At 62.5% G+C, this 14,089-nt stretch carries 14 protein-coding genes; all 14 read left to right on the top strand.

Translation table 11 applies throughout. The features are described 5' to 3' along the window. Nucleotides 1-221: 221 nt before the first annotated feature. Nucleotides 222-494 carry a 30S ribosomal protein S20 gene (gene rpsT, locus P1T08_16745; protein MDF1597730.1) on the top strand — a complete coding sequence of 91 codons (273 nt, stop codon included), beginning with the start codon at nt 222-224 and terminating at the stop codon, nt 492-494. Nucleotides 495-625: 131 nt separating this feature from the next. After that, entirely contained in the window at nt 626-2,434 is a 1,809-nt protein-coding gene (gene lepA, locus P1T08_16740; GenBank protein MDF1597729.1) for a translation elongation factor 4, read from the top strand. Then, nucleotides 2,434-3,588, top strand: a complete 1,155-nt coding sequence (gene hemW / locus P1T08_16735; protein MDF1597728.1) for a radical SAM family heme chaperone HemW — start codon at nt 2,434-2,436, stop codon at nt 3,586-3,588. Before lepA ends, hemW begins: the two co-directional genes overlap by 1 nt. A 9-nt stretch (nt 3,589-3,597) precedes the next feature. Next, nucleotides 3,598-4,599 (top strand): heat-inducible transcriptional repressor HrcA, encoded by a 1,002-nt coding sequence (gene hrcA, locus P1T08_16730; GenBank protein ID MDF1597727.1) that lies wholly within the window; start codon nt 3,598-3,600, stop codon nt 4,597-4,599. 2 nt (nt 4,600-4,601) lie between these two features. Continuing rightward, on the top strand, nt 4,602-5,687 hold the full coding sequence (locus P1T08_16725) for a J domain-containing protein (GenBank protein MDF1597726.1): 1,086 nt from the start codon (nt 4,602-4,604) through the stop codon (nt 5,685-5,687). Continuing rightward, entirely contained in the window at nt 5,688-6,371 is a 684-nt protein-coding gene (locus P1T08_16720; protein MDF1597725.1) for an RsmE family RNA methyltransferase, read from the top strand. A 54-nt stretch (nt 6,372-6,425) separates the two neighbouring features. Continuing rightward, nucleotides 6,426-6,905 (top strand): transcriptional regulator, encoded by a 480-nt coding sequence (locus P1T08_16715; GenBank protein MDF1597724.1) that lies wholly within the window; start codon nt 6,426-6,428, stop codon nt 6,903-6,905. A 49-nt stretch (nt 6,906-6,954) separates the two neighbouring features. Continuing rightward, nucleotides 6,955-7,287 carry a histidine triad nucleotide-binding protein gene (locus P1T08_16710; protein ID MDF1597723.1) on the top strand — a complete coding sequence of 111 codons (333 nt, stop codon included), beginning with the start codon at nt 6,955-6,957 and terminating at the stop codon, nt 7,285-7,287. Nucleotides 7,288-7,459: 172 nt separating this feature from the next. Further along, the gene (locus P1T08_16705) at nt 7,460-8,383 is read left to right on the top strand and encodes a PhoH family protein (protein MDF1597722.1); all 924 of its coding nucleotides are present in this window, start codon (nt 7,460-7,462) and stop codon (nt 8,381-8,383) included. After that, nucleotides 8,380-11,091: an HDIG domain-containing protein gene (locus tag P1T08_16700; protein ID MDF1597721.1), complete on the top strand. Its 2,712-nt coding sequence runs from the start codon at nt 8,380-8,382 to the stop codon at nt 11,089-11,091. Before P1T08_16705 ends, P1T08_16700 begins: the two co-directional genes overlap by 4 nt. Next, a complete protein-coding gene (gene ybeY, locus P1T08_16695) occupies nt 11,088-11,552 on the top strand; it encodes an rRNA maturation RNase YbeY (protein ID MDF1597720.1) in 465 nt (154 codons plus the stop codon). The genes P1T08_16700 and ybeY overlap by 4 nt, the downstream gene beginning before the upstream one ends. Further along, a complete protein-coding gene (locus P1T08_16690; protein MDF1597719.1) occupies nt 11,549-12,724 on the top strand; it encodes a hemolysin family protein in 1,176 nt (391 codons plus the stop codon). The genes ybeY and P1T08_16690 overlap by 4 nt, the downstream gene beginning before the upstream one ends. Next, nucleotides 12,721-13,620 (top strand): GTPase Era, encoded by a 900-nt coding sequence (gene era, locus P1T08_16685; protein ID MDF1597718.1) that lies wholly within the window; start codon nt 12,721-12,723, stop codon nt 13,618-13,620. Before P1T08_16690 ends, era begins: the two co-directional genes overlap by 4 nt. A 28-nt stretch (nt 13,621-13,648) precedes the next feature. After that, nucleotides 13,649-14,047, top strand: a complete 399-nt coding sequence (locus tag P1T08_16680) for a transglutaminase-like domain-containing protein (protein MDF1597717.1) — start codon at nt 13,649-13,651, stop codon at nt 14,045-14,047. The last annotated feature ends 42 nt before the right edge of the window (nt 14,048-14,089 follow it).

Below are 14,089 nucleotides of genomic sequence, written 5' to 3'. Positions count from 1 at the left end.
GCAGTGCTCACCGGCCAGCAGGCTCAGCCACAAGACTCCCACAACCGCAGAAGCCCCGTAGACCCCCATTAGGTGCCGCGGCGAACGGCGAACCGACGGTAGGCCCGGAATCGCGCGGGGCCAACCGATCGACCTTGCTCCTTTGGCCCATCCGCTGCTACGATTCCGTGCCCGCGTGAGTTTGCCGCGCGCCCCGTTTCCATCAGAGGTTTCGATTTCGTATGGCCAATATCAAGTCACAGATGAAGCGCAATCGTCAGAACGAAGTGCGCCGTGTCCGCAACAAGGGCCTTAGCTCCGAGTTGAAGACCCGGGTCAAGAACACCCTCGAGGCTGCCGAAGCAGGCGAAGCAGAAAAGGCTGAGGAGCTTTCCCGACTGGCCCAGAGGCGCATCGACATGGCTGTCACCAAAGGCGTTCTCCACAAGAACACGGCCGCCCGCCGGAAAGCGAAGCTCGTCAAGGATGTGGCGGAACTGCTCGCGACCAAGTGATCGCGAACTTGACTCACCTCGCCGTGGCCATAGGCCATAGGCCATAGGCCATAGACTCTTGAGTCCACGCCTCCTAGAGCCTATGGGTCACTGCCCATCGGCAACGTGACACTCGCTGCACAGGTAATCGTGTGAGTCTCTCTCCCTATTCTGTCCGGAACTTCAGCATCATCGCTCACATCGACCACGGGAAGTCGACGCTGGCCGACCGCATGCTCGAGCGCACTGGTTCCATTTCCGAACGGAATATGCGAGCGCAGGTTCTCGACAGCATGGACCTGGAGCGCGAACGTGGCATCACGATCAAGGCTCAGGCCGTTCGCCTGGATTACCACGCCGCCGACGGTTCGCCAGTCGTACTCAATCTGATCGACACACCCGGTCACGTCGACTTCAGCTACGAAGTATCTCGCTCTCTCGCCGCCTGCGAAGGGGCCGTCCTGCTGGTCGACGCAGCCCAGGGCGTCGAAGCACAGACGCTGGCCAACGCCTACCTCGCCATTGAAGCCGGGCTGGAGATCATCCCGGTCATCAACAAGATCGATCTTCCGGCTGCCGATCCCGACAAGGTGGCAGCCGAAATCGCCTCGATCCTCGGTGTTGAGGCGGACGGCGTGATCCGGGTCTCCGCCAAGACCGGCGATGGCATCGAGGAGTTGCTCGACCGGATCGTCCGCGACATCCCACCTCCAACGAGTGAAGGCGAAGAGCTGCGGGCTCTGGTTTTCGACTCGTACTACGACTCATACCGCGGCGTGGTCTGCTACGTACGGGTGGTCGACGGGGTTCTGGCCGCCGGGGATACGGTGAGATTTTCCGCGACCGCTGAACGTCACACGGCTGCAGAGGTGGGAGTCCTGACTCCGCTGGCTGTGCCGGTTGCCAGGCTGGGTCCTGGCGAGGTGGGTTATCTGATCACGGGAGTGAAGGAGATCGATCGGATCCGGGTCGGCGACACGATCACCCACCCCGGGCAAGCCGCAGTGCGGCCGCTGCCCGGTTATGCCGAGCCGCGGCCCATGGTGTATTCGGGACTGTTTCCTTCGGATGGTGACGACCTGGAGCGCCTGCGCGAGGCCCTCGAGAAGTTGCGCATGAACGATGCCTCCCTTGTATTCGAGCCCGAGTCGTCCAGGGCGCTCGGTTTTGGCTTCCGGTGTGGTTTCCTCGGGTTGCTACACATGGAGATCGTCCGTGAGCGACTCGAACGCGAATACAACCTCGACCTCGTCGCCACCGCCCCTTCGGTTGCCTACCGGGTGACGACCACCGACGGGTCGAGTTTCGAGATCCGATCCCCTCAGGATCTGCCGGATCGGGGAAAGATCGAGCTACTCGAAGAGCCATATGTGCGGGCGATGATCATCGCCCCTTCCGAGTACACGGGCACGATCATGGAACTGGTGCAGACTCGACGCGGGTCGATGGATCACATGCAATACCTTTCTCCTGAACGAGTGGAACTGATCTACAACCTGCCGCTGGCGGAGGTCGTGTTCGATTTCTTCGACCACCTCAAATCCCGGACCAGGGGATATGCGTCGCTCGATTACGAGCCAGGGGAGTACCGGACATCCGACCTGGTCAAGGTCGACATCCTGCTCAACGGTCAGCCGGTAGACGCCTTCTCGACGATCACCCACAACGAGAAGGCCTATCTCTACGGCAAGAAGATGGTTGAGCGTTTGCGTCAGCTCATTCCCCGCCAGCTCTTCGACGTCCCCATCCAGGCTGCGATCGGAACCAGGGTGATTGCTCGTGAGACCGTCAAGGCACGCCGGAAGGACGTCATCGCCAAATGCTACGGGGGCGATGTGAGCCGAAAGCGCAAGCTCCTCGAGCGGCAGAAAGAGGGCAAGAAACGTATGAAGATGGTCGGCTCCGTCGAGGTTCCGCAAGATGCGTTCATCTCTGCGCTGCGGGTCGACACAGAGACGTGATGCGGCCGGACAGCGTTGAACTCGCTGAAGCGGCTGCAGGCTGGGTTGGAGCCTACGTCCATGTACCTTTTTGTGCGCGCATCTGCCCCTACTGCGATTTCAATGTTGTTGAGGGGCGCGACGACTCGCAACCGCAGTATGTGACCGCGGTGCAGGCGGAAATAGCTGCGGAACCGGACTGGGAGCCTCTGGATTCCGTCGCAGTCGGTGGCGGCACACCCAGCCGGCTCCCACCCGAGGCACTGACCGGGGTTCTGGCGGCGATTCGATCCCGCTTCGGGTTCAACGCTGACGTAGAGGTCGGTATCGAGGCGAACCCCGAAGATTGGTCCTGGGCGATGGCCGAATCACTCGTCCGGGGAGGATTCAACCGGGTGTCCTTCGGAGCGCAATCGTTCGACCCGGGCGTACTGACGAGCCTGGGCAGGATCCATCAACCGCCGGACATCGCAGCGGGAGTCCAGATTGCCCGCCGCGCTGGATTCCGATCGATAAACCTCGACCTCATGTACGGCACCCCGGGAGAATCTGCAGAGTCGTGGCGTGCCTCCGTGGAAGAAGCGCTCGCCCTGGAACCCGACCATCTCTCGCTCTACGCGCTCACGGTCGAACGGGGCACTGCGCTGAGCCGCTCCATCACGGCGGGCGCTCCGGCTCCGGACGAGGACGACCAGGCAGACAAGTACGAGATGGCGCGAGCAAGACTCCTGGATGCGGGGTACGTGCGGTATGAAGTCAGCAATTTCGCAACACCCGGGCATGCATGTAGGTACAACCTTCTCACCTGGGCACAGGGCGAGTATCTCGGTTTCGGACCGGGAGCACATGGTCATCGAGGAACCCAGCGCTATCGGAACATCCACCGCCTGGATGCGTATCTCAAGGCGGTAAGGGAGGGTCGGCGCCCGGAGCAGGGGAGAGACGCTCAGACTCCATGGGAGCGAGAACAGGAGCGGTTGATCCTGGGCCTCCGGCGTGTTGCCGGGGTGGAGGCCGGCTGCGCAGGTGGGGCCCTCGCCGAAGACGAATGGGGCAGGCGTCTGTTTGCGGCAGGACTCCTGGTGTGGGACGGCACCCGGATCGTTGTGGACAAACCCCTGATGGGGAGCGAGGCCGCCAGGGCGGTCTTAGCACTCGCGTCTGGTGACTGCTAACGTGTGGTCGTGTTGGACGAGCGCAAGTCCGAAGTGCTCCGTGTCCTCGTTGAGGAATACATAGCCTCAGGGGAGCCCGTGAGTTCGCGCGCCATTCTCGAGCACTCAGCGCTGCACGTATCGCCTGCCACGATTCGGAATGATCTGGCCGCGCTCGACCGCGAAGGCATGGCGATCCAGCCACATACCAGTGCCGGACGTGTACCGACCGGGCGTGCCTACCGCTACTACGTCGATCATCTGACTCCGCGCCGGCTGCGTGCATCGACGCGGGAGAAGATCCGTGGATTCTTCTCATCGGTACATCAGGAGCTCGGCAGGCTCCTCAAGTCCACCAGTGAGCTCGTGGCGGATCTCAGCAAATATCCGGCCATCGTCACCGGTCCCGGTATGTCCGGCGAACAGGTTCACGGGGTCAGCCTCGTGCCACTCGGAGGGCACGCCGTGCTGCTGATCCTCGTGAGTGATGCCGGACGAGTGAGCAAAGAAGTTCTAACGATGGCGAACCCGGTTGACGATGCGATCGTGCCCGGAGCCGAGCGAGTTCTGGGTGGGATGCTCAACGGCCGGCTGCTTTCCGGTATCGACACCCTGGTGGATGAAATGCCGGGCGATCTATCTGAGGCGACACGAGAAGTCGTCGAAGCGGCGCTCGACGCGGTTCGTCGTTGTGAGGACATGGCTAGAGACGTGTATGTCGGAGGGACCAGCCAGATGGCTTCGCTCTGGGAAGACCTGTCGACGGTGCACCGCGTGCTGGGCATGCTCGAGCGCGAAACGCTGGTCATGAGCATCATGGCTTCTGCACCACCCGGCACGGTCATTCAGATCGGACAAGAGCTCCCCATGCAGGATGACGTGGATCTCGCCATGATCTCCACTCCCTACGAGGTTGGTGGAGTCGCCGCCGGTCGAATCGGAGTGTTTGGACCGATGCGAATGGACTACCGGCGCACGATCTCAATCGTCGAAGAGGTCAGCGACAACCTCGCCGATAACCTCGGATCCTGACCATGGCATCTGATTACTACGAAGTCCTGGGCGTTGCGCGCGATGCCGACCCCGAAGAGATCAAGAAGGCCTTCCGTCGATTGGCGCGCGCCTCGCATCCGGATGCCAATCCGGACGACCCGACTGCTGAATCGAGATTCCGCGAAGTTGCCGAGGCATATGAAGTTCTCTCGGATCCACACCGGAGGCAGAGATACGACCGTGGTGATCGAGTCGACATCGGTGACCTCTTCTCGAACCTCGGCACTTTTGACGATCTCCTCCGTTCGGTGTTCGGTGATAGCGGGCTGTTCGGAGGCACCAGGCGACAAGCGGGCCAAAGGGGACGGGATGTGCTCGTGCCGGTCGAGATAGACCTGACGGACGCCGCCTTCGGAACGAACTCTTCGGTGGAGTTTCGCGCCGCCGTTACGTGTGACACCTGCTCTGGCAACGGTGCGGCTCCCGGAACCCACCCGGAGACCTGCGCTAACTGTGGCGGCGCTGGCTCCGTGCGTGTAGCACGGCGCACGATGTTTGGCTCGATGATGTCGATCGCCCCTTGCGACCGATGCTCGGGAACGGGCGAAGTCATTCCAGATCCCTGCCGGGATTGCCGTGGCAGCGGGGTCATGGAGAGCGAGCGGTCCGCCAGCGTCGAGATCCCACCCGGGGTATCCGACGGCACTCGTCTCCGGATTACCGGTCAGGGCGAGGCAGGGGCCCGCGCGAGTGCCGCCGGTGATCTCTACGTCGAGATCCGGGTGCGGCCGGATTCCCGATTCGAGCGAGACGGGATCAACCTCCATCACCCACTTCGGGTCGGCCTTGCCCAGGCAGCGCTCGGATTTGAGGCAGTGGTGCCGCTTCTGGATGGTGGAGAAACGGAACTGACCATCCCGGCCGGAACTCAACCGGGTTCTGTGTTCAGGCTGGCCGGCGAAGGTGTTCCGCGGCTCGGTCGGCGCGGCAGAGGGGACCTGCTCGTGCACGTCGACCTCGTGGTTCCGACCCGTCTCGACGGCGAGCAGGAATCCTTGTTGCGGACCTATGCGGGACTGACGGGGGAAGCGGTGGCGACGGGGCGGCGTCGTCGCAAGGTGCGCTGAATGGCGCACGTCCCGCATCTCTACCTACCGGGGCCCTGGATGGCATCCGCGATTGGGCTCGAAGATCGTCAGATGGGTCATTTGACCAGAGTGTTGCGCCGGCCGAGTGGAGCCGTTGTCTCCTATACCGACGGTGCCGGACTCACCGGCGAGGGAACGTTTACCGGTTCGACCGTCGTTCGGGGAGATGAGCTCCTGGTCGGCCGGAGATCTCCTGAGCTGTGCCTGGCGGTGGCACCGCCCCGTTCGAATGATCGAGTCCGGTTTCTCGTTGAGAAACTCGCCGAACTGGGCGTGGATGAACTGCGTTGGATCACTACCAGGTTCGGGCAGGGAACGCCGCCGGCCGAGCAGAAGGCCCGCGCCTGGGCAATCGGTGCCCTCGAGCAATCGAGAGGCGCCCACCTGATGAGCATCTCAGGGCCAGTTGGTCTCGATGAACTCGACGAACCGCTGTTGGTCGGCGATCTCCATGGCAGGGATGCGGTGCCCTCCGGGTTGCCTCGTTACACCCTGGTGGTCGGTCCTGAGGCAGGGCTTCACGACGAGGAAATCCCGCACCGCGCCGCCCGGATCGCACTGTCCGAACGCGTCCTGCGCACCGAGACCGCCGCGATTGTCGGGGCTGGGGCCCTTCTCGGTGATAACGTTCTCTGGAAGAAAAATAAATCTCACCCTCAGTGACCCTTTCCGCGCGGGTCCATGTCTGGTACTGTTGACTATGGAGGAGGGCCGTGAATGATCGAATCGTCCTATAACGAGGCCGTAGGTCGGCGCTTGCGTTCGATTCGCAAGCAAAAAGGCCTGTCTCTGCAAGATGTCGAAGCGAACTCCGAACTCGAGTTCAAGGCTTCTGTTCTCGGCGCTTACGAACGCGGAGAGAGAAGCTTGTCATTGCCCAGAATGCAGCGTCTTGCTTCGTTCTACGGCGTTCCGGTCGACCAGTTGCTTCCACCTGATGAGCGATCATCCCACGCCTCTGATCACGGGACTCCAACCGGTGGCGTGAGCATCGACCTGAGTCGCCTCGAAAACGACTCGTCGGCCGATATCGTCGAGCGGTTCATGAGAGCGATTCAGATCATGCGACAGGACTTCAACGGGCGGGTCCTCACGATCCGATCGAGTGACCTGCGCTTGCTCGCCGGGTTGCTCCATCAGTCGGAGGAGTCCATCGTGGACGTACTAGCAACGCTCGGGGTTGACAGGACGATCTAGTCCTCACCGATCTCTGTTCGTGCCGATTGGCCGACTGTTGGGAGAAGGCGTGACCGACTGTGTGTTCTGCAAGATCGTCGCCGGCGAGATTCCGTCGTCGCTGGTTGCCGAGACGGATCGGCTGTTCGCCTTTCGCGATATCCACCCCCATGCCCCCACTCATGTCCTTCTGATTCCGAAGGAGCACGTGGCGGACTCCGTCGCCGACTTGGGGCCGGATGACGCCGGCTGGCTGGCAGAGCTCATGGGTCTGGCGGCGACCATTGCCGCGGATGAGGGGCTCGAAGAAGGTTGGCGGATCGTTACGAATGTCGGTCCGGCTGCAGGTCAAACCGTTTTTCACGTGCACTTTCATCTCATGGGCGGGTGGTCAGACCGCTGAGCCTGATTCCCGACGAGGAACTCCACATCGCTTCCCGGCGTTTTCCCTTTCGAGATGAGCCGTTGTTTCTCTATACTCCTGTTTCCCCCTATGCATACCTCCTGTAGAGGAATCATTGCTATCTAGCGCATCCACTTCCGAATTGCGGCTGCGCGTACCCAGCAATCACTTGATGCTGGATCTCCTGGGAGAGCAGGACGAGTTCTTGCGGCGCGTCGAGACGGCCTTTCCGAAGGTCAATATTGTCGCGCGCGGAAACGAGTTCCAGCTGAATGGCCCCGAACTGGACGCGGCCAGCGCCCATACGGTGCTGGCCGAACTCCTCCTCGTGGTCCAGGAGAATCAGCGTCTCGATGGCGACCAGATCGATCGCGTCGTCCAGATGGTCCGTGACGAGGTCCCGAGCCCATCCGGTGTATTTGCGTCCGGGATACCCGTTGGAGGTGGGCGGATCATCCGTCCCAAGACGATGGGGCAGCGGCGCTATATCGATGCCATTCGTGACAACACAATTGTGTTCGGGATTGGACCCGCCGGAACCGGCAAGACCTATCTGGCGATGGCCGCCGCAGTCGAAGCGTTGCGATCGGGTGCGTCTCGTCGGATACTGCTGACCCGTCCGGCCGTCGAAGCCGGAGAGCGACTCGGGTTTCTGCCCGGCGACCTCTCGGCGAAGATCGACCCGTACTTGCGGCCGCTCTACGACGCGCTGTACGACATGCTCGGTGCGGACGAAACGGCCAGGCTGATGGAGCACGGGATCATAGAAATTGCCCCGCTCGCCTACATGCGTGGCCGGACGCTCAACGACGCATATGTGATCCTCGATGAAGCGCAGAACACGTCGCCGGAACAAATGAAGATGTTTCTCACCCGGTTGGGTTTTAATTCGAAGATGGTGATCACCGGGGACGTCACACAGATCGATTTGCCGACTGAGAGAGGATCCGGGCTCAAGCTCGTGCGCGGCATCCTGATCGGGATACCCGGGATCAACTTCACCGAGTTGACCGCTCGCGATGTCGTGCGCGCCAAGATCGTGGCGGACATTGTCGAGGCGTACGGCCGTCACGATGCAAAAGGCGATAACGCATGACCTCCGCGCGCAGCAGGGTCTGGTTGATTCGGGCCGGAGTGCTGGTGGTAACGATTGCCGCCACCTTCGGTCTTCTGGCAATCAACCAGCAGACGCGCATTGATGAACTCGTTGTGGGTGATCCATCGCCGAAGACCTTCATCGCACCCGCCGGAACTGATGACATCGTGGTTCCGGATCCAGTGCTGACCGAAGCTGCGCGGCGTGAGGCAGCCGATGGCGTCGCCAGGATCTTCAGCGTCGATCCGTCGATCAACGCCAAGGTACTCGTCGATATCGAGGCGGTCTTCGACGCGGTCCGCGATGGTGTATTCCTGCCGGCCGACCAAATTCCGGCGCTGACCCCTCTGCCGGAGTCAACGCCGACCGCGCCGACTTCCACCACCGAACCCGAGCCGACGGGTACGACGGTGGCCGGTGATTCGACAACCACCACGGTAACCACGCTTCCTCCTGAGCCGGCCGTCACCCAGGTGAGCGGCTTTGCGTTCATCGATGCGGACACGCTGGGAGTCGATCCAGACGGCCTGTTTGAACCGGAGGACGGCGACCTGCCCCTTCCGCGGATCACCGTGGTGCTGGTCGACGGAGCCAACGTAGAACATACGACCGAGACCGGCGCAGACGGGGCCTTCAACTTCGCCGACGTCGTGGTCGGCACCATCCGCGTGGGGATCGACGGCCAAGATCGCGACTTCCCGGAAGGTTTCGGGATCTCCACCGAACCGTGGCTCGACGAACTCACCGCCACCGAGAACGCGATCGTCGACCTGCCCGCCATCGGATTCCGGCCCTTCCTGACGACGCTCGAGACCCAGGAAGCCGCGTTGTCCGAGGCCACGCTGCTCGACGCGGCCACGGTCGAAACACTGGTGCGCCTGGCGATCGACGACGTGATGCGCCGCCTGGAGGGCTCGTCGGTATACCTCGCCGAGGTTGAAGATGCGGCCCTGCGGCGAGCGAACGAACTACTTGGCGAAGGACTCGACGGCGATCAGGTGCTCACCGCCCGTCAGCAGTTGCGGGCGGCTCCGCCGTTGGTGCGACTCGATGGCGAGAGCAACGAAGCGGCGGGTGTGGCAGCCGGTGAGATAGTCAGTGACTACCTGCTGCCCAACCGCGTCTACGACGAAACGGCCACCGAGGCTGCCCGCCAGGCGGCGGCAGACGCGGTGGAAGATGAGATGGCCACCTTCCGGGCCGGTTCGACCATCGTGCTGGAGCGCGACATCTTGACTGCAGCCGCTCTCAATGCGATCGATAGCGCCAAGCTCCATGTAGCGGCGACCTTTGAGTACTACCAGCTGGCCGCCGTCGTCGCGCTCACGGTCATCGTCGTAATGATCTATCTCGCCAGGTTTAGACCCACGTTCTGGGCTGCGAGCCGGAGGGTGACGCTGTTCGGCATCCTGATCGTTCTCGCATCGGCCGGGGCGCGCGGGGCAGTCGCAATGGAGTCGGTGTTCGATGTCCTGACCGGTTTGGCGGGCTATGCGGTACCGGCTGCCGCGCTTGGGTTCATGGCGGCCATCTTGTTCGATCCTCGCATCGGTGTGCTCGTGGCCCTCGTGACGTCCGTGCTGACTGCGCTGGCGACGGGGGACAGCGGCTTCGCCGCCTTCGCCCTGGTCTCAGCGATGGCACCGATACTCTTCGTGTCTTCCATCTCGACCAGGGGAGACCTGCGGCGGGCCATCCTCTACTCGTCGGTGGCCGTGTCGATGGTGGCGGCCGTCATGTCATGGTTCTTTCACAGTCCCGGGACCGATGATCCAGCTTCCATCGTGATGCAGGCAACACTCATCGCTTTCGTGACCACGCTGGCCACGAGCCTCGTAGCCCTGGCTGCGTTGTCGTTCTTCGAGTCTGCATTCGATATCACGACGACGCTCCGGTTACTCGACGTCATTGATCGAAACCACCCGGCGCTGCAACTCCTTCAGGAGGAAGCGTGGGGTTCGTTCAACCACTCGTTGATGGTGGGCACCCTGGTCGACAAGGCCGCTCGCTCGATCGGGGCGAACAACCTCCTCGCGCTGGCCGCCGCCTATTACCACGATCTGGGCAAGACCCAGAACCCCGCCTTCTTCATCGAGAATCAATTCGGTATCTCCAATCCGCATGATCTGCTCCCACCGGAGGAATCGGCCGAAGTCATCCGCAAACATGTCACCGACGGGATTGCGCTCGCCAGGCAGTACCGGATCCCGAGCGAAGTGGCTGAAGGGATCCTCTCGCATCATGGTGACGGCATCATGCAGTACTTCTATCAGAAGGCCAGGGCCCGATACGGTGATGAGAACGTGGACGTTGAGACCTACCGGCACGCCGGCCACAAGCCGCTTTCGAAGGAAATGGCGATCTTGATGATGGCCGATGCCCTCGAAGGCGCGGTTCGTGCGGTGTTCCAGGACGAGGATCCGTCCCCGGACAGCATCCGGGCTGTGTGTGATCGGGTGGTGGGCGAGAAGGTGGCCGACGGCCAGTTGACCGAGTGCGATCTCACCATGGGAGACCTCACCAAAGTCAAGGACGCGTTCGTCGACGCGCTCATCGGGCACTACCACCAGCGGATCCCGTACCCGAACTTCCCGGGCAGCGTTCAGACGTCCGCCGAGCCTCCTCCAGATGAGCCTTCCGGCGCTGAGGCTCCGGAGAGTGACACTTCCGGACAACTGACCGGGCGAGCCCGTGAGGACGGCGAATGAACGTGTTCTTTGCCGATGAGCAGGCGGAGCCGCTCCCGGCAGCCGAGCTTCGCAAGCTCGCCGAGGTGGTGCTGGAGGCGGAGGGACTTGCCCCAGGTACGGAGGTAACCGTGCTGGCCGTTGCCGATGAGCAAATGGCCGATTACAACGAGAAGTTCATGTCCAAGGAGGGACCGACGGATGTGCTCGCATTTCCCCTCGAGCACCTCGCCCCCGGCCTGATCCCCGCGCCACCGGTCAACGGGCCGCCCTTGAATCTCGGGGATGTGATCATTGCGCCCACCTACATCCGCAGGCAGGCTGAGAGCCGGCAGATCACCTACGATGACGAACTGGCGCTCATGGTTACCCACGGCATCCTCCATCTCCTCGGTTACGACCACCTGGATGACGCAGACGCGGAGGCAATGGAACATCGGGAGGAGCAACTTCTCAAAATGGTCGGCAGAACACGGCCATGACGGCCGTCGCCCTCGCCCTGTCGCTGTTGTTGCTGCTCATCGCCGCCGCGTTGCGCGCCGGAGGAGCTTCCCTGGTGACCACGCATCGGGCCGACGCCCTCTACGACGCCGCCGAAGGCAATCCTCGAGCTGCAACGGTGGCGGAACTCCTCGATGATCGCAACCGCATTCAACCGGCGATCGGCATGGTGCATTCGGCCACGCTGGTGGCGGCAGTGCTCCCGGCAGGCTGGGCAATGGCGGAGGCAGCGAATGGCTGGCCGCTCGCCCTGGCTCTGGCGGGGTTGGGGTTGGCCGTCATCCTGATCGGTGATCTGCTGCCGCGTTCGCTCGGCAGGCACAATCCTCGCATCCTCGCTTACCAGTTGGTCCCCATCCTCAGGTGGGCAGTTGCCATCGGCGGCCGCGCCTCCGACTTTCTGCTCGAAGAGGAAGAGGACACCGAGGAGGTGGTCGAACAGGAGTCGCAGGATCGCGAAGAGATCGACTTGATTTCGAGCGTGCTGGACTTCTCCGACACGATCGTGCGGGAGGTGATGGTGCCGCGGACGGACATGGTCACCATCCGCGAAAACGACGTGAGCGATCTGGCCGTCGACATCGTGGTCGAGCACGGGTATTCGCGCTTGCCGGTGACGGGGGAGGGACTCGACGATATTCGGGGGATCGTCTACGCCAAGGATCTGCTCCGCTTCCTGGATGAGGGCTCGGCGCCCGCCGCAGTCGCTCAACTCATGCGGTCGGCCTATTTCGTACCGGAAACCAAGCGGGTCTCAGACCTCTTGCGCGATATGCAGTCGGGCAAAGTCCACATCGCCGTCGTCGTCGACGAATCCGGCGGCACCGCCGGGATCGTCACGATTGAAGATCTCATCGAGGAGCTTGTCGGTGAGATCGTCGACGAGCACGACACCGAGGAGGCGATGGTCGAAGTTGCAGACGATGGCAGCTACCTGGTGGATGCCCGTCTGCCGGTCGAAGAGCTCAGTGAGCTCCTCGGCGTCGACCTGCCTGATGAGGAATGGGATACGGTCGGCGGTCTGGTTCTCGGCCTGGCCGGGAGGGTGCCGTTTGAAGGGGAGACCTTCGAGGTCGAAGGCATCATCCTGACTGCCACCCGTGTGCAAGGCAGGCGGGTCGCGCAGGTCACCGCATCTCGTCTCGACGCATGACGCGCTCCGGGTTTGTCGCCGTTGTCGGAAGACCGAATGTCGGGAAGTCGACCCTCGTCAACGCGCTGGTCGGTAGCAAGGTCGCAATCACCTCGAAGCGTCCCCAGACCACTCGCAACACGATCCGGGGAGTCGTGACTCGTCGGGATCCGGCCGGAGAGCCCGAGTCTCAGCTGGTACTGGTCGACACGCCGGGGCTGCACAAGCCGAAGACCGCACTGGGCGAGCGACTAAACAAGCTGGTCTACGGGACGCTGGCAGAATCAGATGTGAATCTCTTTTTGCTCGATGCGCGGCAGCCGGTCGGGCCGGGTGATCGGCTCATCGCCCAGCGCCTGATCGACGCAGGGACCCCTGTTGTCCTGGTGGTCAACAAGATCGATGTGGCCGCCAAACCGGTTGTGCTCGAGCGCCTGCTCGAGGCCGCCGAGTGGGATTTTGATGCCTACGTTCCGGCTAGTGCGCTTGTGGGGGAGGCACTGGAGCCGCTGCTCGACGAACTCGTGGCCCGCCTACCGGAAGGACCGCTCTATTTCCCGATCGAGGCCGTCTCGGATCAGCCGGAGCAGCAACTCATTGGGGAGATTATCCGCGAGAAGTTCCTCAACCGACTTCGCGACGAATTACCGCACAGCCTGACGGTCATCGTACGGGAGATGGAGCAGCGCGACTCGGGAACGTTGTACATCGACGCGGTGGCCATCGTCGAGCGCTCCTCGCAGAAGGGGATAATCATCGGCAAGGGCGGAGATATGTTAAAAACGGCCGGGAGCGAAGCTCGCGCTGAACTCGAGACCATTCTCGGCACGAAAGTGTTTCTCGAGCTCCGGGTCCGGGTCGAGAAGGACTGGCAGCAACAACCTGAGTTGCTGGACCGCCTGGGTTTCCCCGGATAGTCGGATCCAGGTCGGTACGCTGGACGGCGTGACTGCCTACCTGCAGACGGCGCTCGACATCGCAGATCTTGCCCGAAGTGGTCAACCCGGCGCGGCCGCCTTTGCCTTCTCTACCTTCGCTTACCCCGACCTCAACGTTGAGGCCTACGAGGCCCGGCTGGATGGGATGGCGGAGCGCATCGTTGGCCGCGGCCATCTGGCACTGCGGAGGGTCGTAGCGATCTCCGAGGGACTCGGCGGCGACGTGGACGACTACCACCACCCGGACAATTCGTTTCTGCATAGGGTTCTCGATCGACGCAAGGGGATCCCCATCTCCTTGTCCGTGATCTGGATCGAGGTCGGGCGCAGAGCAGGCCTCGAAGTGCAGGGCGTCGGCTTGCCGGGGCACTTTCTAGGTGGCTGCCGAAAAAGTGGCTTTCGGTGAGGTTGGTTGGCGGCGGGCCAGTCGTGGGTGATGCCGGAGACC

The sequence above is a fragment of the Acidimicrobiia bacterium genome, from assembly GCA_029210695.1.
In the GTDB taxonomy this organism is placed as follows: Bacteria; Actinomycetota; Acidimicrobiia; order Spongiisociales; family JAHEDJ01; genus JAHEDJ01.
The sequence above is the reverse complement of the archived record's forward strand: the minus strand, read 5'-3'. Positions and strand labels throughout refer to the sequence as shown.